The 21,106-nt window shown below is 59.8% G+C and carries 17 protein-coding genes; 9 read left to right on the plus strand and 8 right to left on the minus strand.

The features are described from left to right. The first annotated feature begins 4 nt into the window (after positions 1 to 4). Both KUW67_RS00715 and KUW67_RS00720 read left to right on the plus strand, forming a co-directional pair. Complete coding sequence (locus KUW67_RS00715) at positions 5 to 433, plus strand: heme-binding protein (protein WP_224823350.1); 429 nt, start codon at positions 5 to 7, stop codon at positions 431 to 433. Between the two features lie 96 nt (positions 434 to 529). Beyond that, positions 530 to 1,303, plus strand: a complete 774-nt coding sequence (locus tag KUW67_RS00720; protein WP_224823351.1) for a gamma-glutamyl-gamma-aminobutyrate hydrolase family protein — start codon at positions 530 to 532, stop codon at positions 1,301 to 1,303. A 120-nt stretch (positions 1,304 to 1,423) separates the two neighbouring features. Here the strand turns inward: KUW67_RS00720 and KUW67_RS00725 are convergent, their stop codons facing one another. From KUW67_RS00725 to KUW67_RS00740, 4 genes are all read right to left on the minus strand, one after another. Beyond that, positions 1,424 to 3,577: an esterase-like activity of phytase family protein gene (locus tag KUW67_RS00725; protein ID WP_224823352.1), complete on the minus strand. Its 2,154-nt coding sequence runs from the start codon at positions 3,575 to 3,577 to the stop codon at positions 1,424 to 1,426. Positions 3,578 to 3,641: 64 nt separating this feature from the next. Further along, positions 3,642 to 4,100 carry an OsmC family protein gene (locus KUW67_RS00730; RefSeq protein ID WP_224823353.1) on the minus strand — a complete coding sequence of 153 codons (459 nt, stop codon included), beginning with the start codon at positions 4,098 to 4,100 and terminating at the stop codon, positions 3,642 to 3,644. A 5-nt stretch (positions 4,101 to 4,105) separates the two neighbouring features. Continuing rightward, positions 4,106 to 5,605, minus strand: coding sequence for a glycosyltransferase family 39 protein (locus tag KUW67_RS00735; RefSeq protein WP_224823354.1), 1,500 nt, complete (start codon positions 5,603 to 5,605; stop codon positions 4,106 to 4,108). Between the two features lie 85 nt (positions 5,606 to 5,690). Continuing rightward, positions 5,691 to 7,181, minus strand: coding sequence for a glycosyltransferase family 39 protein (locus tag KUW67_RS00740; RefSeq protein WP_224823355.1), 1,491 nt, complete (start codon positions 7,179 to 7,181; stop codon positions 5,691 to 5,693). Between the two features lie 123 nt (positions 7,182 to 7,304). On the opposite strand from KUW67_RS00740, the gene KUW67_RS00745 reads away from it, so the two are divergent. Continuing rightward, on the plus strand, positions 7,305 to 7,751 hold the full coding sequence (locus tag KUW67_RS00745) for an isoprenylcysteine carboxylmethyltransferase family protein (protein WP_224823796.1): 447 nt from the start codon (positions 7,305 to 7,307) through the stop codon (positions 7,749 to 7,751). Here the strand turns inward: KUW67_RS00745 and KUW67_RS00750 are convergent, their stop codons facing one another. Next, positions 7,752 to 7,940, minus strand: a complete 189-nt coding sequence (locus tag KUW67_RS00750; RefSeq protein WP_224823356.1) for a hypothetical protein — start codon at positions 7,938 to 7,940, stop codon at positions 7,752 to 7,754. A 200-nt stretch (positions 7,941 to 8,140) separates the two neighbouring features. Here KUW67_RS00750 and KUW67_RS00755 point away from each other — a divergent pair, with 200 nt between their 5' ends. The 3 genes from KUW67_RS00755 to KUW67_RS00765 all read left to right on the plus strand — a co-directional run bounded on the left by KUW67_RS00755 (position 8,141) and on the right by KUW67_RS00765 (position 12,700). Continuing rightward, the gene (locus KUW67_RS00755; RefSeq protein ID WP_224823357.1) at positions 8,141 to 9,721 is read left to right on the plus strand and encodes a Re/Si-specific NAD(P)(+) transhydrogenase subunit alpha; all 1,581 of its coding nucleotides are present in this window, start codon (positions 8,141 to 8,143) and stop codon (positions 9,719 to 9,721) included. Between the two features lie 12 nt (positions 9,722 to 9,733). Further along, positions 9,734 to 11,254: an NAD(P)(+) transhydrogenase (Re/Si-specific) subunit beta gene (locus KUW67_RS00760; protein ID WP_224823358.1), complete on the plus strand. Its 1,521-nt coding sequence runs from the start codon at positions 9,734 to 9,736 to the stop codon at positions 11,252 to 11,254. 171 nt (positions 11,255 to 11,425) lie between these two features. Beyond that, positions 11,426 to 12,700 (plus strand): DUF3422 family protein, encoded by a 1,275-nt coding sequence (locus tag KUW67_RS00765; protein WP_224823359.1) that lies wholly within the window; start codon positions 11,426 to 11,428, stop codon positions 12,698 to 12,700. Between the two features lie 129 nt (positions 12,701 to 12,829). Here the strand turns inward: KUW67_RS00765 and KUW67_RS00770 are convergent, their stop codons facing one another. The 3 genes from KUW67_RS00770 to KUW67_RS00780 are packed head-to-tail and all read right to left on the minus strand — an operon-like array spanning position 12,830 to position 16,565. Then, the gene (locus KUW67_RS00770; protein WP_224823360.1) at positions 12,830 to 13,798 is read right to left on the minus strand and encodes an ABC transporter permease; all 969 of its coding nucleotides are present in this window, start codon (positions 13,796 to 13,798) and stop codon (positions 12,830 to 12,832) included. After that, entirely contained in the window at positions 13,791 to 14,798 is a 1,008-nt protein-coding gene (locus KUW67_RS00775; RefSeq protein ID WP_224823361.1) for an ABC transporter permease, read from the minus strand. The genes KUW67_RS00770 and KUW67_RS00775 overlap by 8 nt, the downstream gene beginning before the upstream one ends. A gap of 60 nt (positions 14,799 to 14,858) precedes the next feature. Next, positions 14,859 to 16,565: a peptide ABC transporter substrate-binding protein gene (locus KUW67_RS00780; RefSeq protein WP_224823362.1), complete on the minus strand. Its 1,707-nt coding sequence runs from the start codon at positions 16,563 to 16,565 to the stop codon at positions 14,859 to 14,861. A 274-nt stretch (positions 16,566 to 16,839) separates the two neighbouring features. On the opposite strand from KUW67_RS00780, the gene KUW67_RS00785 reads away from it, so the two are divergent. From KUW67_RS00785 to KUW67_RS00795, 3 genes are read left to right on the plus strand one after another with little or no spacing between them, the layout of a single operon-like run. Next, complete coding sequence (locus tag KUW67_RS00785; protein WP_224823363.1) at positions 16,840 to 18,750, plus strand: ABC transporter ATP-binding protein; 1,911 nt, start codon at positions 16,840 to 16,842, stop codon at positions 18,748 to 18,750. A 22-nt stretch (positions 18,751 to 18,772) separates the two neighbouring features. Next, a complete protein-coding gene (gene argE, locus KUW67_RS00790; protein WP_224823364.1) occupies positions 18,773 to 19,939 on the plus strand; it encodes an acetylornithine deacetylase in 1,167 nt (388 codons plus the stop codon). Between the two features lies 1 nt (position 19,940). After that, positions 19,941 to 21,104: a M20 aminoacylase family protein gene (locus tag KUW67_RS00795; protein ID WP_224823365.1), complete on the plus strand. Its 1,164-nt coding sequence runs from the start codon at positions 19,941 to 19,943 to the stop codon at positions 21,102 to 21,104. The last annotated feature ends 2 nt before the right edge of the window (positions 21,105 to 21,106 follow it).

Genomic DNA, 21,106 nt, shown 5'->3' on the forward strand with positions numbered 1-21,106 from the left:
TGATATGGCTGAGATTACTTTGCGCAAAGCGCGCAGTATCATTCGTGCGACCCTCGCCAAGGGCCGCGAGCTGGACCTGAAGCCCCTGTCGGTTGTTGTGCTGGATGCAGGCGGGCATGTGAAAGCGTTCGAGCGCGAGGATAAGGCCGCGCCGGGTCGCTTTGCGATTGCCCACGGCAAAGCCTATGGCGCGATCATGCTGGGGATGGCAGGCACGGCGCAGATGGCACGGGCCGAGCAGCAGGCATACTTTATGGCGGCTGTGAATGGCGTTTATGGCGGTCAGGTTGTACCGGTGCCGGGCGGCGTGCTGGTGCGCGACAAGAAGGGTGATGTGATCGGGGCTGTCGGGGTCACGGGTGACACGTCCGATAATGATGCGGCGGCAGCGTCTCATGCCATTGAAGCGGCGGGTTTGACCGCCGAAATCTAAGCATTAGCGCACAAAACCAGCAAATGATGTGCGGTTTCGCGCCTTTTTATATGGGAAGCCTTGTTTTATTCAGAGGCATTCCAGAAAGAGGCAGTCATGCACAGACCCATCGTCGGCATCATCGGCAATTCATATCTGATTAACGATGAATATCCTGCCCATGCGGGCGGGACGATGAACTCGCAAGCGGTGGCGGATGTCTCTGGCGCAATGCCGCTTTTGATCCCGGCTGACCCGCGGTTCGTGTCGGTCGAGGAGTTGATGGAAAGCTGTGACGGCTTTGTTTTTACGGGCGGTCGCCCGAACGTGCATCCTGAGCATTACGGCGAAGAGGCGACCGAAGCGCATGGCGCGTTTGATGAGGCGCGCGATGCGGTGGCCTTGCCGCTGATCCGCGCACTGGTGGAGCGTGGGCAGCCGTTTCTGGGCATTTGCCGGGGCTTTCAGGAGGTCAACGTCGCGATGGGTGGCACGCTATATCCCGAGATCCGCGATCTTCCGGGGCGCGACAATCACCGGATGCCGCCAGACGGCACCTTGGAAGAGAAGTTCGAGCTGCGTCATACGGTGACGTTTTCGGACGGGGGTGTGTTTCACCGTCTGATGGGTGCGCGAGAGGTGTTTACGAACACGCTGCACGGGCAAGGGATCAAGGCCCCCGGGACGCGGGTGGTGATTGATGGGCATGCACCCGATGGGACGCCGGAGGCGATCTATATCGAAGGTGCGCCGGGCTTCACGCTATCGGTTCAGTGGCATCCCGAATGGAATGCGGCGAATGATCCGGTCTCACGACCGTTGTTTGAGGCGTTTGGTCGGGCGGTGCGGGCTTGGAAAGACGGTGCGCAGCCCTTGGCGTTGAGCGCCTGATCTGAGGGATTGCGCCGCGCTTTGCGCGTCGCCCCGCTGGGGGTTTCACCCCCAGACCCCCAAGGTATTTATGGACAAAAGAAGGGGCCGCGCGGGTTTTGCACGCAGCCCCGTTTGGTTTCAGAGACCTCCGAGCGTCAGGAAATGCGTCTCGCCGGAGCTGTCATCGACGCCATCATTATCGGTGACGGCGAAGGCATTGCCAGCAACATCCACCGTGAAGCCTTCGATTTTGTCGACCACATAGCCGTTGGGCGCCTGCAGATCGGGGAGGAAGTCGCGGACAATCTCTTTTTGGGCCAGTGGCAAGTCTGAACCGAGGGGGGCGGCGGTGAGGCCGTCAAGGCTGACCTTCGTGAGTTGCTTGACCTTCGCAGCCGTGCCGATCTGGTTGTCCCGCTCGACGATCCAGAGCGCGCCGTCATGGGCGGTGATCTCAGACAGGCCGACCCAGCCGGTCTCGGCCGGTTCTGTCGGGTAATGCACAGCACCCCATTCGCCGGTCTCGATGGTGTAGCTGATTAGTTTGACGGTGTTTTCCGGGTCATCAGCCCAGCTGCGCTGGATCGCGATCCAGAGCGTGCCGTCGATCAGGGTCACCCCTTCGGAGCCGAAACGGCGTTCGACGTCCAGCAGCTCTTTCGGGAAGGGGATGCTTTCTTCGATCTCGCCATCGCTATTCACGTGGTAAAGCCCGTGGGGGATCATCCGGTCGGTGCGGCCTTCAGAGGCGAGCCAGAAGCCGCCCTCGCCATCGGCTGAAATGCTCTCAAGATCAAGGAGTTGCGCAGGCGCACCGCCGCGGGTGACGGGGATGCGGTTGGTGATGACAGCAGGGCTTTGCGTGGCGTCGATCCGGAAAATCGAGGGTTGCATCGCGTAAAAGCTGTCATTGACGGCATAGAGGATCCCGGGCTCAGCAGGATCAGCGGTCAGGCCAGACAGCGCACCCCAGCCGAGGGGGCGGTCGCCTTCCATCACCGAACGGATCGTGGGATAGGCGGGGGCTGCGTCTTGCAACTCGTAGATCATCACATGGGCGCGGTTGCCGCCATCTTCGATCAGATCGACCTCATTGGCGGTGATGAAGAGGTTGCGTTCGGGGATCGCAACAGCGCCTTCGGGACCGACGCCAGAGGGCAGGGCCTGCACAAATTCAGGATCGCCGCCCGTGTCGCGGTAGACGCCGACGAGGCTGGAGCGTTCGAGCAGGATGAACATGTAGGTGGCGTCGGCGAAGGTCCCAATCTCCATCCCTTCAGGCTCGACGCCTTTGTTGCCAGAGCGGCGTTCGGGATAGTGGCCCAGCATCGCGGCCTCGTATTCCAGTTGCAGACCGCTTTCAAAAAGCTCGGTGCCGTCCTTGTTGAAGATCGTGAAGCCGCGCGAGCCGCCTTTCCAGTCACCCTCATTGGCGATCACAAGGCGGTCATTGTCGAGCCACTGGACTGCATCGGGTTCGCGGGGGACATCGGTGAGCGTGCCGTCGAAGGTCAGCGCGCGCTCTTCATCGACATCGACATTTTGCAGATCAACGCTGCCTGCGGAGAAATGCGAAGCGACAGAGCCATCGGCGTTCAGCACGACGATGTGGTTGTTTTCCTGCAGCGTCACAGCGATCTGGCCTGCGGCGTTGACGTCGACAAATTCAGGCTCGGGGTCTTCACCGGCGACATCTGCCAAGCCAGTGACGTTTGCGGTGATAATACCCGCGCAATCCATCGCGCCGTCCGAGACGGGGATGATTTGCACAGCGCCACCGGGAGCTTGGGGCAGGCCGCCATCGCCGAGGTCTTCGTCACGCTCATTCTCAATCGCAATGACGACGAAACTGCCATCGGGGGCGGTTGCGGTGCTGTCGGGTTGGCCAGCCAGATCGCAGGAGCCTGTGATCTCGGACGAGGCGCTGTCGATGGAAACGATCTTGCCCGACGGCGTGGTGTAGCTTTCGGAGGTGTTCACACCGGCAAAGATCGTGCTGCCGATGACGGAGACGGCCGTAGGCTCGCCGTCCATTGCGATGGTGCCTTTACCCAAGGGGGTCGCGGGATCGGTGATGTCTATCATGCCGATCACGCCCAGCGGACTGTCGGAGTAGACCAGTGTCATACCGTCTGCAGTGGCCGAGATAATCTCGGGCGAGGTCTCGGCAGTGGCCCCGGCTTCGGAGTTATCCGAGACCGGATAGCTTGCGATCCGGTTGAAAACGTCAGCGCTCGCCGTTGTGGCCAGCGCAGTCAGAGCGGTCGTGGCAAGTAATGTTTTGAATGTCATTGCAGCATCCCCCTTGGTTTATCGCGCCAAGGGGTAGGGGCTGCTTGCGACAGATATGTGACAGTCAGGCGATTGTGTAAGTCGCGCTAATCGTGACGGGAAAATTGACAGAGCGCGCGATGAAGCAAACCTCGTGGATGCGGGCGTGGATCGCGTCGGCTTGCGCTTCGGTGCCCTTTTCAAGGGTGATCCGGGGCCGCAGCGCGGCGCTCAGGAAACGGCCTGCGCCCGAAGGTTCGCTTTCGCCAATGCCTTCGGGGCTGTCCGTGTAGGCGGTCACGATCAGGCCCGCGTCGCTGGCCAAGTGCAAAAACCACAGCATGTGACAGGCAGAAAGCGCGTTGAGCAGCATGTCTTCGGGATTGTGCAGGCTCGGATCGCCTCCCAGCGCCGGATCGTTGGAGCAGTGGATTTCCGGCTTGCCGGTTGTGCGCACAGACCACGTTCGATCATAGGCGCGGTAGGCCGAAGTTCCGGTGCCGCGATTGCCGGTCCAGGCGATTTGGGTGGTGAATGTGCTCATGGGCGTTACTCCGGGGCGAGGCCTTCGGCGCGGAACTGGATAAAACCAGCGGGCAAACGCGAGACGTCGATCCCGGTAAGTTGATCGGCGATTGTGTCCAACTCGGCTTGGGTACAGACGCCGCGGAAGGGACCTGCTTCTATATCAGCGCGGGCCAGTGCACGGCGCAGGTTTGTGGCGCGCAGGCGGGTATATTCACGCGTGTCGGCGGCATAGACCGTGTAGGCCCCGCGCGGAAAGCGCATCGTCGGGTCCATCTCGCAGATCAGTAGATGTTCATTAGGTTGCAGGGTCGCGCGCACCGGAGACAGGATGTCGGCAATCGGCACGCCGTGGCGCAAGAATGGATCGAGGGCGAGTTGCTCGGCCGGGCGCAGGGGGCCACCGAAAGCAAAGGTCAGCGCGGCGGCGGCGAGCAGCGCCAGCATGTCTCGGCGCAGGATCAGCGCGAGCACGCAGGCGAGGGCCGCAGATTGCAAAGGCGTGATGACGATCATGTAGCGGGCGTGCACCTCGTGGGTGCCGAAGATCATCACAGCGGTGAAGATCAGCGCCACGGCTGTGAGCGCCCAAAGCAGTTTATCGCGCGTCAGCAAGGGAAGCGCGATGAGCGCGGCGGTGCCTGTCAGGCGCAGCCAGGGGTCATCTGCCAGAACCAGCGCGTGCACATCTGCAAGTGTTAGCCCTGTGATGCGGTCAAGCGAGGGGAAGAACCGCTCGAACATCTCATTCTCGACGCTGCCTTGCACGGCGTCTTCGCCGGGAAAGCGCAGACCCATATAGAGCTGCCAGGCGAAGGCGAGGATCAGCGAGACGAAGAACCACAAAGCGAAGCGGCGGTTGTAGGCGATGCGGCGCAGCGCGGCCCGGTTGGCGATGGCCAGTCCGATCAGCGCGAAGACCAGAAACGCCAGCGCGATAGGGCCTTTCTGCATCCCGCCCAAAAAGACGGTGCCTGCGAAAACCGGCCAGTAACGCGGATCGCGAAAGGCGGCGATCATGGCCGCCAAGCCAAGCGTCACGAACAGGGCCGAGCCGGTTTCCAGCATGGCCGACGTGCCCTCGTTCCAGAGATTTTGCGAACTGGCCAGCAACAGCACCGCGCCCAGCATAATCCAAGGGCGACCGGGCAGGATCACACGCACCAGCAGCGCCGTGGCGCCGAGGCAGGCGGCGGTAAAGATCAGCGACGGCAGGCGCAGTGCGATCACATCGCGCAAGCCAAGCTCGAAAAAGCCGCCCGACATCCAATATTGCATCGGCGGTTTCTTAAGCGTCGGTTTGTTGCTGGAATAAACCGCCCACCAATCGTTGAGCCGGGCAAAGCTGATGCTGCGCTCGTAGGTGTAGTATTCATCAAAGCGGTGGATCATGCCGAGGCCAAGAAACGGCAGATACCACAGAAAGAGGCCGAAAATGACGAGCATGACGCTGAGGATCGGCGCGTAGCGCGCCAGAACGGTGCCAAAGCTGTTTGGATGCTGCGGAGAAGAGTTTGAAACCATCCCGAAACCTCAATCGGTGCGCGCTCAGATGCGGACTTGGTAGCACTTTATTCGCGTGAGCTGGCCGTGCAACAACGCCGTCGTGTCAGGACTCGGTTTTGAGGCCCGATGCCGTCCAATGCAGATATCCCCCAGGAAGGGTTTCGGTAAAAAGGTCGCTCAGCATCGGTGAGAGCGTCTCCATTTCCGTTGGAGAACAAACGCCGCGCAGGGGACCGACAACGTAGCCCCAGTCATCAAGCGCGTCGAGCAGATCGTTTTCGCGCAGTCGAATATAGCGTTGCGTGCCGGCAGCATAAACGGTGTAGGCACCAGGCGGGATCCGCATGGGCCTGTCCCAAGCGCAGACAATAAACGTCTCTTCGTCGCGCCGGGCGGCGCCGACAGGGGTCAGTACCTCTTGAAATGTAGCACCGTTGCGCGTGGCGGTTTGCAGGCCAAGTTGGCTCTGTGGGATGAAGGGCCCGCCGATGGCGACTGACAAGGCAATCGCTGCAAGCGCGCCAAGGTAATCCTTGCGCAAAACGGTTGCGAAAAGCCCGGCGGTTCCGACCGCAAGAAGTGGGGTCAATAGCAGCATATAGCGCCCATAGACGTTACCCGATGCCATCCACATGACCAGCACAAAGATGACCGCGATGCCGCTCAGTCCCAGCAAAAGAGGCCGCTTGAGCGTGAACGGAATGACCAGCAGACCAAGAAACCCGATCAGCCGAGGGATCGGTTCTTTACCCAGAATGAGGCTGCTGATGGTTGTCCACGATCGGGTAGCTTCGTCCCCGACACCGGGCACGAAGCGGTTAATCATCTCTTTCTCGACACTGCCACTGATCGCATCATCCTGCGCAAATCGCAGATCCTGCAATAGCTGCCATGAGAATGCCAGAACAAGCGCCACAAAGGCCGAGATCCAAAACCACCGATTGTTCACGCGCGTGCGAAGTGGGATGTCTTGCAGCCGGGCGGTGACTGCAAGGCTCAGCACGGCGAAGAGCAAAAAGCCTAATGCGACGGGGCCCTTCTGTAACCCACCCAGAAAAACGACGAATGCAAAGAGGGGCCAAAGCTTGGGCCGCTCGAATGCGAGCAACATTGCGACAAGCCCGAGCGTGACAAAGAACGCGGCCCCCTGATCGAGCATGGCCGAGGTCGCATGGTTCCAGAACGCTTGCGAGCTGGCGACGATCAACACAGCGCTGGCTGTAGCCCAAGGGTACTGCGGCAACACGAGGCGCGCCAAAAGAGCTGTCGCGCCCAGTGTCAGGCCTGCGAACAACAACGATGGTGCACGCAGGGCGACAACATCTGACACGCCCAGTTCCATCAACCCGGCAATCATCCAGTACTGCAAAGGCGGCTTCTTGAGCGTGGGTTCATTTCGGCTGTAGACCGCCCACCAATCCTCCATGCGGGCAAAGCTAACACTACGCTCAAAAGTGTAAAACTCATCAAAATGTGCAATCATACCGACGCCGATATACTGCGTATACCAGCCAACCAGCACGACGATCAGCACCATCGCGACGAGATAAGGCGCACGATCGGCAAAGGATCTTGTGGGTGCAGGCGATGTCATAGCAGAATTTCCGGATCAGAACGCTCAGGCCGCTTTCTATCCTAATTGGCGGTCAGTTCAACGGGCCGCTTGTGTTGTGCTTTGGTTCTTGCACCCTAACCAAAGATCAGCACAGTGTCGGGCATGAAGATGATCGACATTCCGCCCGTCTGGTTGCTGCTGTGTCTCGGCATCGCCTGGGCGCAATCGACCTATTATCCGGTGCTGAGCCTCGATCATCCGGTGACAGACTTTCTGGGCGGTGTGCTAATCGGTAGCGGGCTAATCCTGATTGCCATGGCGGTGGTGGAGTTTCGTAAGTGGAAAACCACGATCATTCCGCATCAAGAGGCCAACGCGCTGCTGACGACGGGCATCTTTTCGAAATCGCGCAATCCGATTTATCTGGCGGATGCGCTGATCCTGCTGGGCTTTATCCTGCGCTGGGATGCTGTGCTGTGTTTGCCGCTGGTGCCGATCTTCATTTGGTGGATCGAGCGGCATTTCATCTTGGATGAGGAACGCCGGTTGCGGTCGAAGTTCGGCGTGGCGTTTCACCGGTACACCGAAAAGACCCGCCGCTGGCTGTGACTAGCGCCGCATGGCGCGCTGGGCGATCATGATCAGGACGCGTCCTGCGATCCAAGGCACCCAGCCGAACATCAGCATCGCGAAAAGGGCCTGAAACGCCGAGCCGCCCTCGGCCACCCAGCCGGTATAAAGCAGAAACCCACACCATGGCAGGCTCGCCCAGATCAAGAGCCGTCCGGCTGTTTGCATCGTCGATCCTCCCGCTCCATTCTGTCGGTAAAACGCGACGCTAACCCGACGATCCCGCGCAAGCAAACGAGCTATTCTGACGCTGTTAGCGCAACAATTGGAAAGGTCAGTTGAACCCAGACCCGCCATTGGGTAGATGACAAATCCTGAAATCGCGCCATCTAAGCGAAAACAAGACCTTTTAGAGGGGGATGGGAACAGTGAAAATCGGAACACCCGCAGAAGTGTTCGAGGGGGAAGCGCGTGTCGCGATGACCCCGGACTCGGCACAGCAATTACAAAAGCTGGGCCATGAATGCTTCATCGAAAGCGGTGCAGGCGAAAAGGCTGGCTTCTCGGATGCGGCCTACAAGGAGGCCGGCGTCGAGGTCATCAAGGGTGCCGCCGCTTTGTGGAAATCGGTCGATGTGATCGCCAAGGTTCGCCCCCCAAGCGATACCGAGGTCAAGCGCCTGACCAAGGGTAAGACACTGATTTCGTTCTTCTATCCTGGCTCGAATGAGGCGTTGATGGAGGCGGCTTCCAAGAAGGGCGCCAATATTATCGCGATGGATATGGTGCCTCGCATCAGCCGTGCGCAGAAGATGGATGCGCTTAGCTCCATGGCCAATATCGCAGGCTATCGCGCCGTGATCGAGGCGGGTAACAACTTTGGCCGCTTCTTCACCGGTCAGGTGACAGCCGCTGGCAAGGTTCCCCCCGCGAAGGTTCTGGTTGTGGGCGCTGGCGTCGCCGGTCTGGCTGCAATCGGCACGTCCACGTCGCTGGGGGCCATCACTTATGCCTTCGATGTGCGCCCTGAAGTGGCCGAACAGATCGAATCGATGGGTGCCGAGTTTGTCTTCCTTGAGTTCGAAGACAGCGAATTGCCCGACGGCGCGGAGACGGGCGGCTATGCGCCGCCCTCCAGCCCCGAATTCCAGGCCAAGCAGCTTGAGAAATTCCGCGAGATCGCGCCGGATATGGATATCGTGATCACCACCGCACTGATCCCGAACCGCCCTGCACCTGTCCTCTGGACCAAAGACATGGTCGAGATGATGAAGCCCGGCTCGGTCATCGTGGACCTTGCGGCAGAGCGTGGCGGCAACTGCGAGCTGACCGAGAAGGACGAGAAGATCGTCACCGATAACGGTGTCACGATCATCGGCTACACGGACTTCCCCAGCCGGATGGCCGCGCAGTCCTCGACGCTGTATTCGACGAATATCCGCCACATGATGGCTGATCTGACGCCAGAGAAAGACGGTGCGGTCAATCACAACATGGACGACGACGTGATCCGGGGCGCGACCATCGCCTTTGAAGGCGATGTGACCTTCCCGCCGCCGCCACCGAAAGTGCAGGCGATTGCGGCACAGAAGAAAGAAGCGCCGAAAGAGCTGACGGCAGAAGAGAAACGCGCGCAGGAAGTGGCCGCGTTCAAGAAGCAGACCACGCAGCAAGTGATCTTGCTGGGCGTCGGCGCGGCACTGGTTCTGGGCATCGGAATGATCCCGGGCATGCCTGCCAGCTTCATGCAGCATTTCATCGTGTTCGTGTTGTCGGTGTTCATCGGCTTCCAGGTGATCTGGAACGTCGCGCATTCGCTGCACACACCGCTTATGGCGGTGACGAACGCGATCTCCTCGATCATCATTCTGGGGGCTCTGATCCAGATCGGATCGTCGAGTTTGCTCATCTCGGTGCTTGCGGCATTGGGTATTTTCATGGCGGCCGTAAACATTTTCGGCGGCTTCCTCGTGACACGGCGCATGCTCGCCATGTTCCAGAAATCGTAAGGAGCAGGGGTCATGGAAAACGCATTCACCATCGCGGCCTATGTGGTCGCAGGCATTCTTTTCATCCTCTCGCTGGGCGGCTTGTCTGGGCAGGAAAGCGCGAAACGGGCGGTCTGGTATGGCATCGTGGGTATGGCAATCGCCGTCTTCGCGACCATCGTCGGACCGGGCTCTGGCATGTGGTTCATCTCGCTTGTGTTGATCGCAGGCGGGGCGGCTGTGGGCTATCAACTGGCCACCAAGGTCGAGATGACACAGATGCCCGAACTTGTGGCAATCATGCACTCACTTGTGGGTCTGGCTGCCGTGTTTGTGGGCTTCAACGCCGACATCATGATCAACTACATTGGCAACATCTATGAAGCCGAAGGTCTTGTCATGGGGGCCGTCGGCGACGATGGCATCACCGCGATTGGCTTGCCGAAAGAGATCTATGACGGCCTGTCCGCTTTTGGTCAGTTGATCGCCAAGAAATCCTCGGTTGAGATTGGCATTCTGCGGGTTGAGCTGGTGCTGGGTATCTGGATCGGTGCTGTGACCTTCACAGGCTCGGTCATCGCCTATGCCAAGCTGGCGGGTGGCTCGTCAATGCTGCCATTCAACGTGGACACTGGCGCGAACCAACTGCCCGGCGGTCACATGCTGAACGCGGCTGCTGCAGTTGGCTCTGTTATTCTGCTGGCAATGTATCTCGGCGGCTCGGGTAGCTGGACGCTGGTTTTGCTGACGCTTCTGGCGCTCTTCATCGGGTATCACCTGATCATGGGTATCGGCGGCGCGGACATGCCGGTCGTCGTGTCGATGCTGAACAGCTATTCCGGTTGGGCGGCTGCGGCCATCGGTTTCTCGCTTGGCAATGATCTTCTGATCGTGGTGGGCGCGCTGGTCGGCTCCTCGGGTGCGATCCTGTCCTACATCATGTGCAAAGCCATGAACCGGTCGTTCGTCAGTGTGATCCTGGGCGGCTTCGGTGGCGCTGCGAAAGGTGAGCAGATGGCCGTCGATGGCGAGCAGGTCGCGATTGATGCCGACGGTGTGGCCAACGCACTGAACGAGGCTGACAGCATCATCATCATCCCGGGCTACGGTATGGCGGTGGCTCAGGCCCAGCAGGCTGTGTCTGAACTGGTGCGCAAGCTGCGCGCCAAGGGCAAGAACGTCCGCTTTGCGATCCACCCTGTTGCGGGACGTCTGCCCGGTCACATGAACGTGCTGCTGGCGGAGGCCAAAGTGCCCTACGACATCGTGATGGAGATGGACGAGATCAACGAGGACTTCCCCGAGACGGACGTCGCCATTGTCATCGGCTCGAACGATATCGTGAACCCTGCGGCACAAGACGATCCCAACAGCCCCATCGCCGGTATGCCGGTGCTGGAATGCTGGAAAGCCAAGCAGGTGTTTGTGTCGAAACGTGGTCAGGGCACTGGCTATTCGGGCATCGAGAACCCGCTGTTCTTCAAGGACAACACGCGGATGTTCTACGGTGATGCGAAAGCCTCGCTGGATGCTTTGCTGCCCAAGATCGACTGACCGGGCTTCATATCCCTTTGCAAACGCCCCGTGAAACTGCGGGGCGTTTGTCGTTTTGGCATACAAAAGTATCCTGTAATATTGTGATATATTTAGTATTTTCTTGTTTACAAAACGCCTGTCGTGTCTACCTAAAACCTTATGAACCAAACACGTCAGATATCCGCGCCCATGCAAGATCACCCGTTGCGCTATGCGCTCTCCAATGAATTGCACGCCCGGCCTTTCCCATCGCTGGATGCGCCTTGCACGGCGGCCTATCTGGCCATCAAGCAGCCCAAGGATGCGGCGGCTCGCAACAGGCAGGCTGATACGGACCATCTGACAGCGCTTCTGGACCGCTACGGCGCGCCCCATCCGCAACCCGGCGCAACGCATTACTTTGGCAAGATCGGGCGGCATACGCTGAAATGGGAACAGCATACGGAGTTTGTGACGTACACCGTCTTTTCCGAAGGGCTGGGCAGCCGCCCCTTTGATCCGCATGATTTTGAGGTTTTTCCAGAAGACTGGTTAGCTGATGCGCCAGGCAACCGGGTGACATCCGCATTGATCCGCGTCGATGACCGCCCCGAAGAAGAAGATCAGATTGCGCCGCTGATTGCCGATTGGTTCGTGCCGGAAAGCTTGGCGTGCAGCCATGTGCTGGACCAGACCGCGACGATTGCAGGGGATTTCCGGATTGATCCGGCAGGCCATTTGCGGTTCGCGGTTTTTGTTGCGGGTGACACAGGCGCACGGCGGGTGGGCCGGATCGTGCAGCGGCTTTGCGAGATCGAGACTTATAAATCCATGTCGATGCTGGGCCTTGCGCGGGTGCGCGATATGGGCAAACGCATGAACGAAATGGACACCGAGCTGACCGAATTGGTGGGGGATATGACCTCGAACGGGGCGCCTGCTGAATCGACGTTAAAAAGCCTGCTTGGCATTTCCGCAGAGCTTGAAAACATGATGGCGCAAGCCTCGTTCCGCTTTGGTGCAACGGGGGCTTACGAGGCCATTGTGAACCAGCGCATCGACGTGCTGCGCGAAGAGCGGTTTCAAGGCCGTCAGACCTTTGCCGAGTTCATGATGCGCCGATTTGATCCGGCGATGCGGACTGTGAAGGCGACCGAGCGGCGCTTGGCGGCCATGTCAGACCGTGCGCTCCGCGCCGGCGACCTGCTGCGTACACGGGTGGACGTGGAACGCTCGGCCCAGAACCAAAAACTGCTGGAGAGCATGGACAAGCGCGCTGATCTGCAGCTGCGCTTGCAAAAGACGGTTGAAGGCCTCTCGGTCGTGGCGATTAGCTATTATGCCGTCAATCTGGTGATCAACATGGCCGAGCCGTTCGGCGATGCCGCAGGGCTGTCGAAACTGGTGATGACAGCGATCGCGACGCCTGTTGTGATCTTGCTGGTCTGGTGGATGGTCCAGCGCGTCAGAAAGTCGATGGAGTAGGGGCGCGCGCCATCTAAGAAAGCCTTCGGCGAGAGTATTTTTGGCAAAGATGAAACAGCCATTAACCTTAATGGGCGCTTCACCTTTGTCTAAATACTCCGGGGTCTGGGGCAGCGCCCCAGCCACCGATCACCGTCCGCGAATACGCGGGTCGAGCGCATCGCGCAGGCCGTCTCCGAGGTAGTTGACCGACAGCACTGTCAGCGAGATGGCGAGGCCTGGCAGCATCACACGCTCAGGGAATTCGGCCATCCGTGGCACGCTATCGGACAGGATCTTGCCCCATGTGGGGAAGTCCGACGGGAAGCCGACGCCGAGGAACGACAGCGCACTTTCGGTGATGATCGCGGTTGCGAGGCCGAGTGTGGCAGACACCATGATCGGTGAGACGACATTGGGCAGCAGGTGACGGCGGATGATGGTGAAGGGCTTTGTGCCGATGGAGCGGGCGGCAAGCACGAACTCGCGCTCTTTCAGGGCAAGGATTTCGCCGCGCACGATGCGGGCTGTGTTCATCCAAGAAGTCAGGCCGATAACGGTCACGATGAGGATGAACATGCCTGTCTCAGGTCCAAAATTGGCGCGTAGCGGTTGGCGGAAAAGCGTCACGGCGACCAGCAGCAGAGGCAGGATCGGCAAGGACAGCACCAGATCGGTAAAGCGCATCAGGAACCCGTCAAGCGCTTTGAAATAGCCCGAAATCACGCCGATGGCCGTGCCGATGATGAGCGACAGCAGCATCGCGGTCCAGCCCACCGCCATGGAGGCGCGCCCGCCTGAAATCATGTTGGCCATGATATCGCGGCCCAGATTGTCGGTGCCGAACGGATGGATCCACGCGACCTTCGCATCGCCATCCCACAGCGCCACATAGATCGGGCGCAGGTCCTTGTTGCGGATATCAAGCTGTTGCGGATCGAAGGGCCAGACATAGGGTCCGACCAGCACGAAAAGCGTGATGAAGATCAGAAAGCCGCCACCAAACAATGCGCCGCGGTGTTTGCGGAACTGGTGCCAGATATCACGCATCTGGCTGGAGGGCGGGCCTTCGGGAACCGGGTCGGTCAGAGCGCCTTGGCGGGGGACGACATCAGTCATAGCGGATCCTCGGGTCGAGAATGCCGTAAAGCACATCGGCAATCAGGTTAAAGACAACGATCAGGATCGCGAAGATGAAGGTCAGCGTTTGCACCATCGGCAGATCGTTTGCGAAAAGCGCTGTGATCAGCAGCTGGCCGATGCCGTTCACCTTGAAGACCTGTTCGGTGATGATGGCGCCTCCAAAGATGGCGGGGATGCCGAGGGCGATGACGGTCACAACCGGGATCATCGAGTTACGCAGCACATGCACCATCACGACAGCGCCTTCCTTGAGGCCCTTGGCCCGTGCGGTTCGCACATAGTCTTGCCCCAGATTGTCGAGCATAGAGGCGCGCATGAAGCGGCTGATCTGGGCGGTGGTCTGCAGCGCCAGCACCATCACCGGCAGGATCATTTGCTGCAGCTGAATATTGAAGCTGTCCCAGTCGTTGACCACATGGGTCGTGTCATAAATTGACGGGAACCAGCCGAGGTTGACCGAGAAGATCACAATCACCAGAACGCCCGAAAAGAAAGGCGGCACCGAGAAGCCAATCATCGACACCAGCGTGCCGGCCTGATCGAAAACTGAATACTGCTTGTAGGCGGAATAGATGCCGATGGGCAGGGCGATCAGGATGCCGACCACATAGGACATGCCAACAACCCAAAGCGTCTGCGGCATACGCTGGACGACGATATCCATGACCGGAGAGCGGGTTTGCCAGCTGATGACGCGCTGGCTGCCTTCGGCGAAGGTTGTGCCGAACCAGTGATCAATCAGATGCATCGGTTCGATGATGAAAAACTGCTGGAGCCACTTGAAATAGCGGATATGCATCGGCTCCCCAAGGCCCAGGGCCTCGCGCATGCGCTCCTTTACGTCAGGGGGCACGGTCAAGGGGACCTGCGCCATCGGGTCCCCTGGAGCGAGCTCCAGCAAAAGAAAAATCACGAGTGAGATCAGGATCAGCGTCGGCACGGAGATGGCCAGACGCCGGAGCGTATAAGTGAACATGGATCAGCCCCTGAATGAGAAAACGCGCGCCCCCGTGAGGACGCGCGTTATGAGACGGGATTAGCCGTCGATGCGATACCAGTCGGCTGCATTCCACAGCTCGCTGTCCCAAGTGTTCAGAACCACACCACCCAGCGTATTGGAATGGGCCGAGACACGACCACGGTCCACGAGGGGCACGATGGTGTAGGTGTCTTTGGTCAGCATGTCGTTCAGACGCTTGGCGATCTCACCACGCTTTTCAAGCTCACCCGTGCGGGCCAGCTCGTCGAGCAGCTCGTCATAGGCGGGATCGCAGAAGCGGTTGATGTTCTCACCCTGCCATTGGGAAGAGGGCTTCGGCTCGTTGCCGCAGCGATACATCGACAGATAGGACTGGGGGTCCGTGCCGTCGAAGTTGTTGGCATACATTTCAACGTCCGCATAGAATTTCTGGAACGTATCAGGGCTGCCGGGATCGCCGCCGAAGAAGACCGAGGCGTCGATGTTGCGCAATTCGGTTTCAACGCCGATCTGCTGCCACCAATCCTTGATGAGCGCTTGGAAATCCTGACGCACAGCGTTGGTCGAAGTCTGATAGAGCAGCGATAGCTTCATGCCATCCTTGTCGCGGATGCCATCACCATCGGTGTCGGTCCAACCGGCTTCCTCAAGCAGCGCGCGCGCACCGTCGAGGTCCTGCACCAGACAATCGGTGTTGTCAGAGGCATAGTTCGCAGGGGCAGGGACCAGATTACAGGTCGGACGACCGGCCTGACCATAGCCGATCTCGACAAGCAATTCGCGGTCGATCGCCATGGAAAGCGCTTTGCGGACGTTCAGGTCGCTCAGGATCGGATGCGGCTCAGCCACGGTCGAGCGTGTCTCGGGCGGCAGGTCCGGGCTGGGGTTTGTGAGGTTCATCTCGATCCGCTCAACCAGCGTGCCGAACGCGGAAATGGGTGTGCCCTTGCCGCCTTCTGCCATCTGCGCCAGCACATCAGGGGCCAGTTGCAGGTTCCAGGCATAATCGAACTCGCCCGTTTCCAAAACGGCGCGGCCTGCAGCTGTTGCATCACCGCCGCCTTTGAAGGTCAGCGTCGCGAAAGCGGGTTTTGCCGGGTCGCGGTAGTTCTGGTTCGCTTCCATCTGGATGACGTCATTGGGACGGAAATCGGTAACAACAAAGGGGCCTGTTCCGATGGGGCTGAAGTTCGCCTCGGTGCATTCCGGGGCTCTCGCACCAAGGCAGTCCGCAAATTGTGCGGCCTGAATGATGGGAGATTGGCCGCCCATGAAGGGGCCGTAGGGGTTTGGTGTCGGCTGGTTGAACGTCACTTTGACGGTCAGATCATCGACAGCTTCCACCGTTTCAACGCCCGTGAATTTCGCAAGCTGCGCGCAGCCACCTTCGGGGTGCATGCAGTATTCTGCCGTGAATACCACGTCAGCCGATGTCACAGGCGTGCCGTCGGACCACAGCAGGCCCTCTTTCAGCGTCCACGTAATCGTCGTGAGATCTTCGCTCACGCCGCCATTCTCGACCGTTGGGATTTCTTCGGCCAGATAGGGCACGAGGTTGCCGTCCTGGTCGTAACGGCCCAGCGGTTCGATCACGAGAGAGGCCGCTTCGAGGTCTTTTGTGCCGCCTGACAGATAGGGCGTCATAATGGACGGCGCTTGCCAATAAATGATGTTGACGTTGCCGTCAGAGCCGCGCTCGGCGACTGCTGCAGGGGCCACCATAGCAGTGGCAACAGCGCAGCTGAGGGCTGTTTTGAGTTTCATGATTTCCTCCTTGTTGGATGGGCGAATGCCCTTTGCCTTTCCGGCAAACCGGTGTGGGATCATTGTAATCTTTACAGAATCTCCCTGAATCCCTCACAGATCATGCACCAATTCACGCAGAGATTCGCGAAAATGCAAGCCTCTTGGGCAGTTTCCCTCGCGGCTGCTTGCTCAGCAGGCAGGCATATGCCCAAGGTTTCAGCCCATTGCGTCAAAAGCCTTTACACTTGCGCGGGCTTGCGGCTTTCTTAGTGGATCATTTCGGGAGAATGGCATGCTCGACGGTCCTGTCGCGTCACTTGAAAACCTGCGGGTCGAATTTCAAACCAAGGGCGGCACGGTCGTCGGCGTAGAGGATGTGTCCTTCACAATCAACGCAGGCGAGACGGTCTGTGTCGTGGGTGAAAGCGGCTCAGGCAAATCTGTCTCGTCGCTGTCTCTGATGCGGCTGGTCGAGTTCGGCGGCGGCAAGATCGCCGGCGGCGCTCTGAAGTTCAAACGCGATGACGGCGTGATTGATTTGCGCAACGCCGATGACGGGCTGATGCGCACCATCCGCGGCAATGAAATCGGGATGATCTTTCAGGAGCCGATGACATCGCTGAACCCGGTCTTCACCATCGGGCGGCAGCTGACCGAAGGCGTGAAGCTTCATAAGGGCGTTACCCAGAAGCAGGCCGAAGAGCGGGCGCTGGAGTTGCTGCGCGAGGTCCGCATTCCAGAACCCGAGCGGCGCTTGACCCAATACCCGCATGAGCTGTCAGGCGGCATGCGCCAGCGGATCGTGATCGCCATGGCGATGGCCTGCAAACCCCGCCTGCTGATCTGTGACGAGCCGACCACCGCGCTTGACGTGACCATTCAGGCCGAGATTTTGGCGCTGATCGACCGCCTTAAGCGCGAAAGTGGCACAGCGGTTCTGTTCATCACCCATGACATGGCCGTGGTGGCCCAAATGGCCGACCGCGTGATCGTCATGTTTCGGGGCAACATGGTCGAAGAAGGCCCTGTTGAGGAGATCTTCGAGAACCCGAAGGAAGACTATACCAAGGCGCTTTTGGCCGCAGTCCCCAAGCTGGGGGAGATGACCGGCAAGGCCAACCCCGAGCCGATGAAGCTGGTCGGTCAGGACAATGACACCAGCCCGATCATCGCCAAGGAAGACCGGGTGCTGCTGGAGGTTAAGAACCTCACGACGCGCTTCCCGGTAAAGGGCGGCTTCTGGCGCCAGACGGTGGCGAATGTCCATGCAGTCGAAGATCTGACATTCGACGTGAAATCGGGGCAAACCCTGTCGCTGGTGGGCGAATCCGGCTGCGGCAAGTCCTCTGCCGGGCGCTCGATCCTGCGTTTGGTAGAGCCGCAAAGCGGCACTGTAAACCTTGACGGCACTGATATTCTGGCGCTGGGAACGTCCGGCCTGCGCGAAGCACGCCGCGACATGCAGATGATCTTTCAGGACCCGTTCGCCTCGCTCAATCCGCAGATGCAGCTGATGGATGCAGTGGCCGAGCCGATGGTGAACTATGGGCTTTATTCAGCGTCCGAACGGCAGGATCGCGTGGCCGCGCTGTTTGACCGGGTGGAGCTGCCCCGCAGCTTCCTCAAACGCTTCCCGCACGAGATGTCGGGGGGGCAGCGTCAACGCGTCGCGATTGCCCGTGCGCTTGCTTTGAACCCTAAGCTGATTGTCGCGGATGAGGCTGTTTCGGCGCTCGATGTGTCGGTGCAGGCGCAAGTGCTGAACCTGCTGATGGAGCTTCAGGCAGAACTGGGCATTTCGATGCTTTTCATCAGCCACGACATGGCCGTGGTCGAACGTGTCAGCCACCAGACAGCCGTGATGTATCTGGGCCGCATCGTCGAGATTGGCCCGCGCCAGTCGATCTTCGAGAACCCGCAGCACCCTTATACCAAGCAGTTGATGTCTGCGGTACCTGTCGCTGACCCGCGCAAGCGCAAGTCAGAGCGGGACCTGAACTTTAAACCGATCCCGTCGCCGATCTTCCCCGTCAGCCACACGCCTGAGCCGAGTGTCTATGAAGAGGTCGCACCGGGTCACAAGGTTCTGGTGGGTGAGTGGGGCGGCTTCAAACGCGACGGCGACAGTTTAAATGCCGAAGCTCGTCTGCGTGAAGGTGTTGATGCGCCTGAAGGCCTTGCAGGTCGGCGCTTGTATGACTGACGCGTCAGTCTAGGTTTAAGGCATGAACGCAAAACTCACGCCTCGCGATCTGCTGGATCGCCTTGTCAGCTTCCCGACCGTCAGCCGCGACACGAACCTCCCGCTGATGGATTTCGTGGAGGAGTACCTCGACGGCTACGGCGTTAAGGCGCATCGCGTCTATGATGCGACGGGCCAGAAATGTAACCTCTACGCCCATGTCGGCCCCGAGGTGGAGGGCGGTGTCGTGCTGTCCGGTCACACCGATGTCGTGCCGATTGACGGGCAGGATTGGCACACCGATCCGTTCACCGTGGTCGAGAAGGACGGCAAACTCTTTGGACGTGGCACCACCGACATGAAGGGCTTTGACGCACTGGCTTTGGCCGCTGTGCCGTTGGCGCTGGAGCGGGGGATCAAGCGCCCGCTGCAACTTGCGCTGAGCTATGACGAAGAGGTCGGCTGCATCGGCGCACCCTTCATGATCGACGAGATGAAGACGACGCTGCCGCGCGCCTCTGCCGTGATTGTGGGGGAACCCACGGGTATGCAGACCGTCACGGGCCATAAGGGCACGACCGGGCTTGACGTGACAGTGCATGGGTTCGAGGTGCATTCCTCGCTTCTGCATACGGGCGTGTCGGCGATCATGATCGCGGCGCAATTGGTCGAATGGTGTCGCCAACAGACAGCCGCCAATATGGCGCGCGAGCCGGACCCGGTGGCCGCGATCTTCGAGCCGCCGTTCACCTCGCTCCATGTGGGGGTGATGAATGGCGGGACGGCGCATAATATCACCGCAAAGACCTGCCGCTTCACGGTGGATATCCGCGAAGTGCCCACGGAAAGTCCTGCCGAATGGGTCGCCAAGTTCCGGGCCGAGGCCGCGCGACTTGAGGCAGAGGCGCGCAAGATCCGCCCTGAGGCGCGGATCGAAATCAGTCAGTATTCCGCCAGCCCCGGCTTGCGCCCGGAGGATGACCCAACTGCTGAGCCCCTCGTGCGCCAACTCACCGGCGACAACGGCACCCATGTCGTCAGCTACGGCACCGAAGCCGGTCAGTTTCAGGAACGCGGCTATTCCACCGCGATCTGCGGCCCCGGCGATATTGCCATGGCCCATCAACCCAACGAATACATCACCGTCGATCAGTTCCAAAAGGGCGAAGCATTCATGCACCGCCTGATCGACCATCTTGTGGAGAGCTAACATGCCCGTCAAAAACCGCTTTGCAGAGCTGCTGCCCGAAATCACCGAATGGCGTCGGGACCTGCACGAAAACCCCGAGATCCTGTTCGAGACACACCGCACTTCGGCCATGGTCGCCGACAAGCTGGCCGAGTTCGGCTGCGATGAGATCGTCACCGGATTGGGCCGCACAGGCGTTGTGGGGGTTATCAAAGGCAAGACGAACTCCTCGGGCCGCACGATTGGCTTGCGTGCCGATATGGACGCACTGCCGATCCATGAGGCGACGGGGTTGGAGTATGCCTCCAAAACCGATGGCGCGATGCATGCGTGCGGGCATGACGGGCATACCGCGATGTTGCTGGGTGCTGCGAAATACCTCGCTGAGACGCGCAATTTCGATGGCACCTGCGTGGTGATTTTCCAGCCCGCCGAAGAAGGCGGTGGCGGCGGCAAAGAGATGTGCGATGACGGCATGATGGAGCGGTTCGGCATCCAGGAGGTCTACGGCATGCACAACTGGCCCGGCAAACCCGTGGGCAGTTTCGCGATCCGTCCGGGGGCGTTCTTTGCTGCCGCTGACCAGTTCGAGATTGAGGTCGAAGGCAAGGGCGGCCACGCCGCCAAGCCGCAAGAGACCGTGGATACAACCGTCATGGCCAGCCATATCGTGCTGGCGTTGCAGACCATCGCCAGCCGCAATGTGGACCCGGTCAAGCAATGCGTCGTCTCGGTCACCTCGTTTGAGACGGACAGCAAAGCCCATAACGTGATCCCGCAGCGGGTGACGTTGCGCGGTACGGTGCGGACGCTGGACGCAGAGGTGCAGGACCTTGCCGAAAAGCGTTTGATCGAGATTGCAGAGGCCACGGCGAAGGTTTTTGGCGGCGAAGCGCGGGTGGATTATCAGCGCGGATATCCAGTGATGGTGAACTCGGAAGAGCAGACGGAATTTGCGGCGGAAGTCGCTGCAAAAGTGTCTGGCGAGTGTGAAGAGGCACCGCTGGTCATGGGCGGCGAGGATTTCGCCTTCATGCTGAACGAGCGACCGGGGGCCTATATTTTGGTCGGCAATGGCGACACGGCGTCTGTGCATCATCCGGAATATAACTTCAGTGATGACGCGATCCCGGCGGGTTGTTCCTGGTGGGCCGAGATCGTCGAACAGCGCATGCCCGCCGCTTGAGG

Source organism: Cognatishimia sp. MH4019, assembly GCF_020177595.1.
Lineage (GTDB): Bacteria > Pseudomonadota > Alphaproteobacteria > Rhodobacterales > Rhodobacteraceae > JAHTBL01.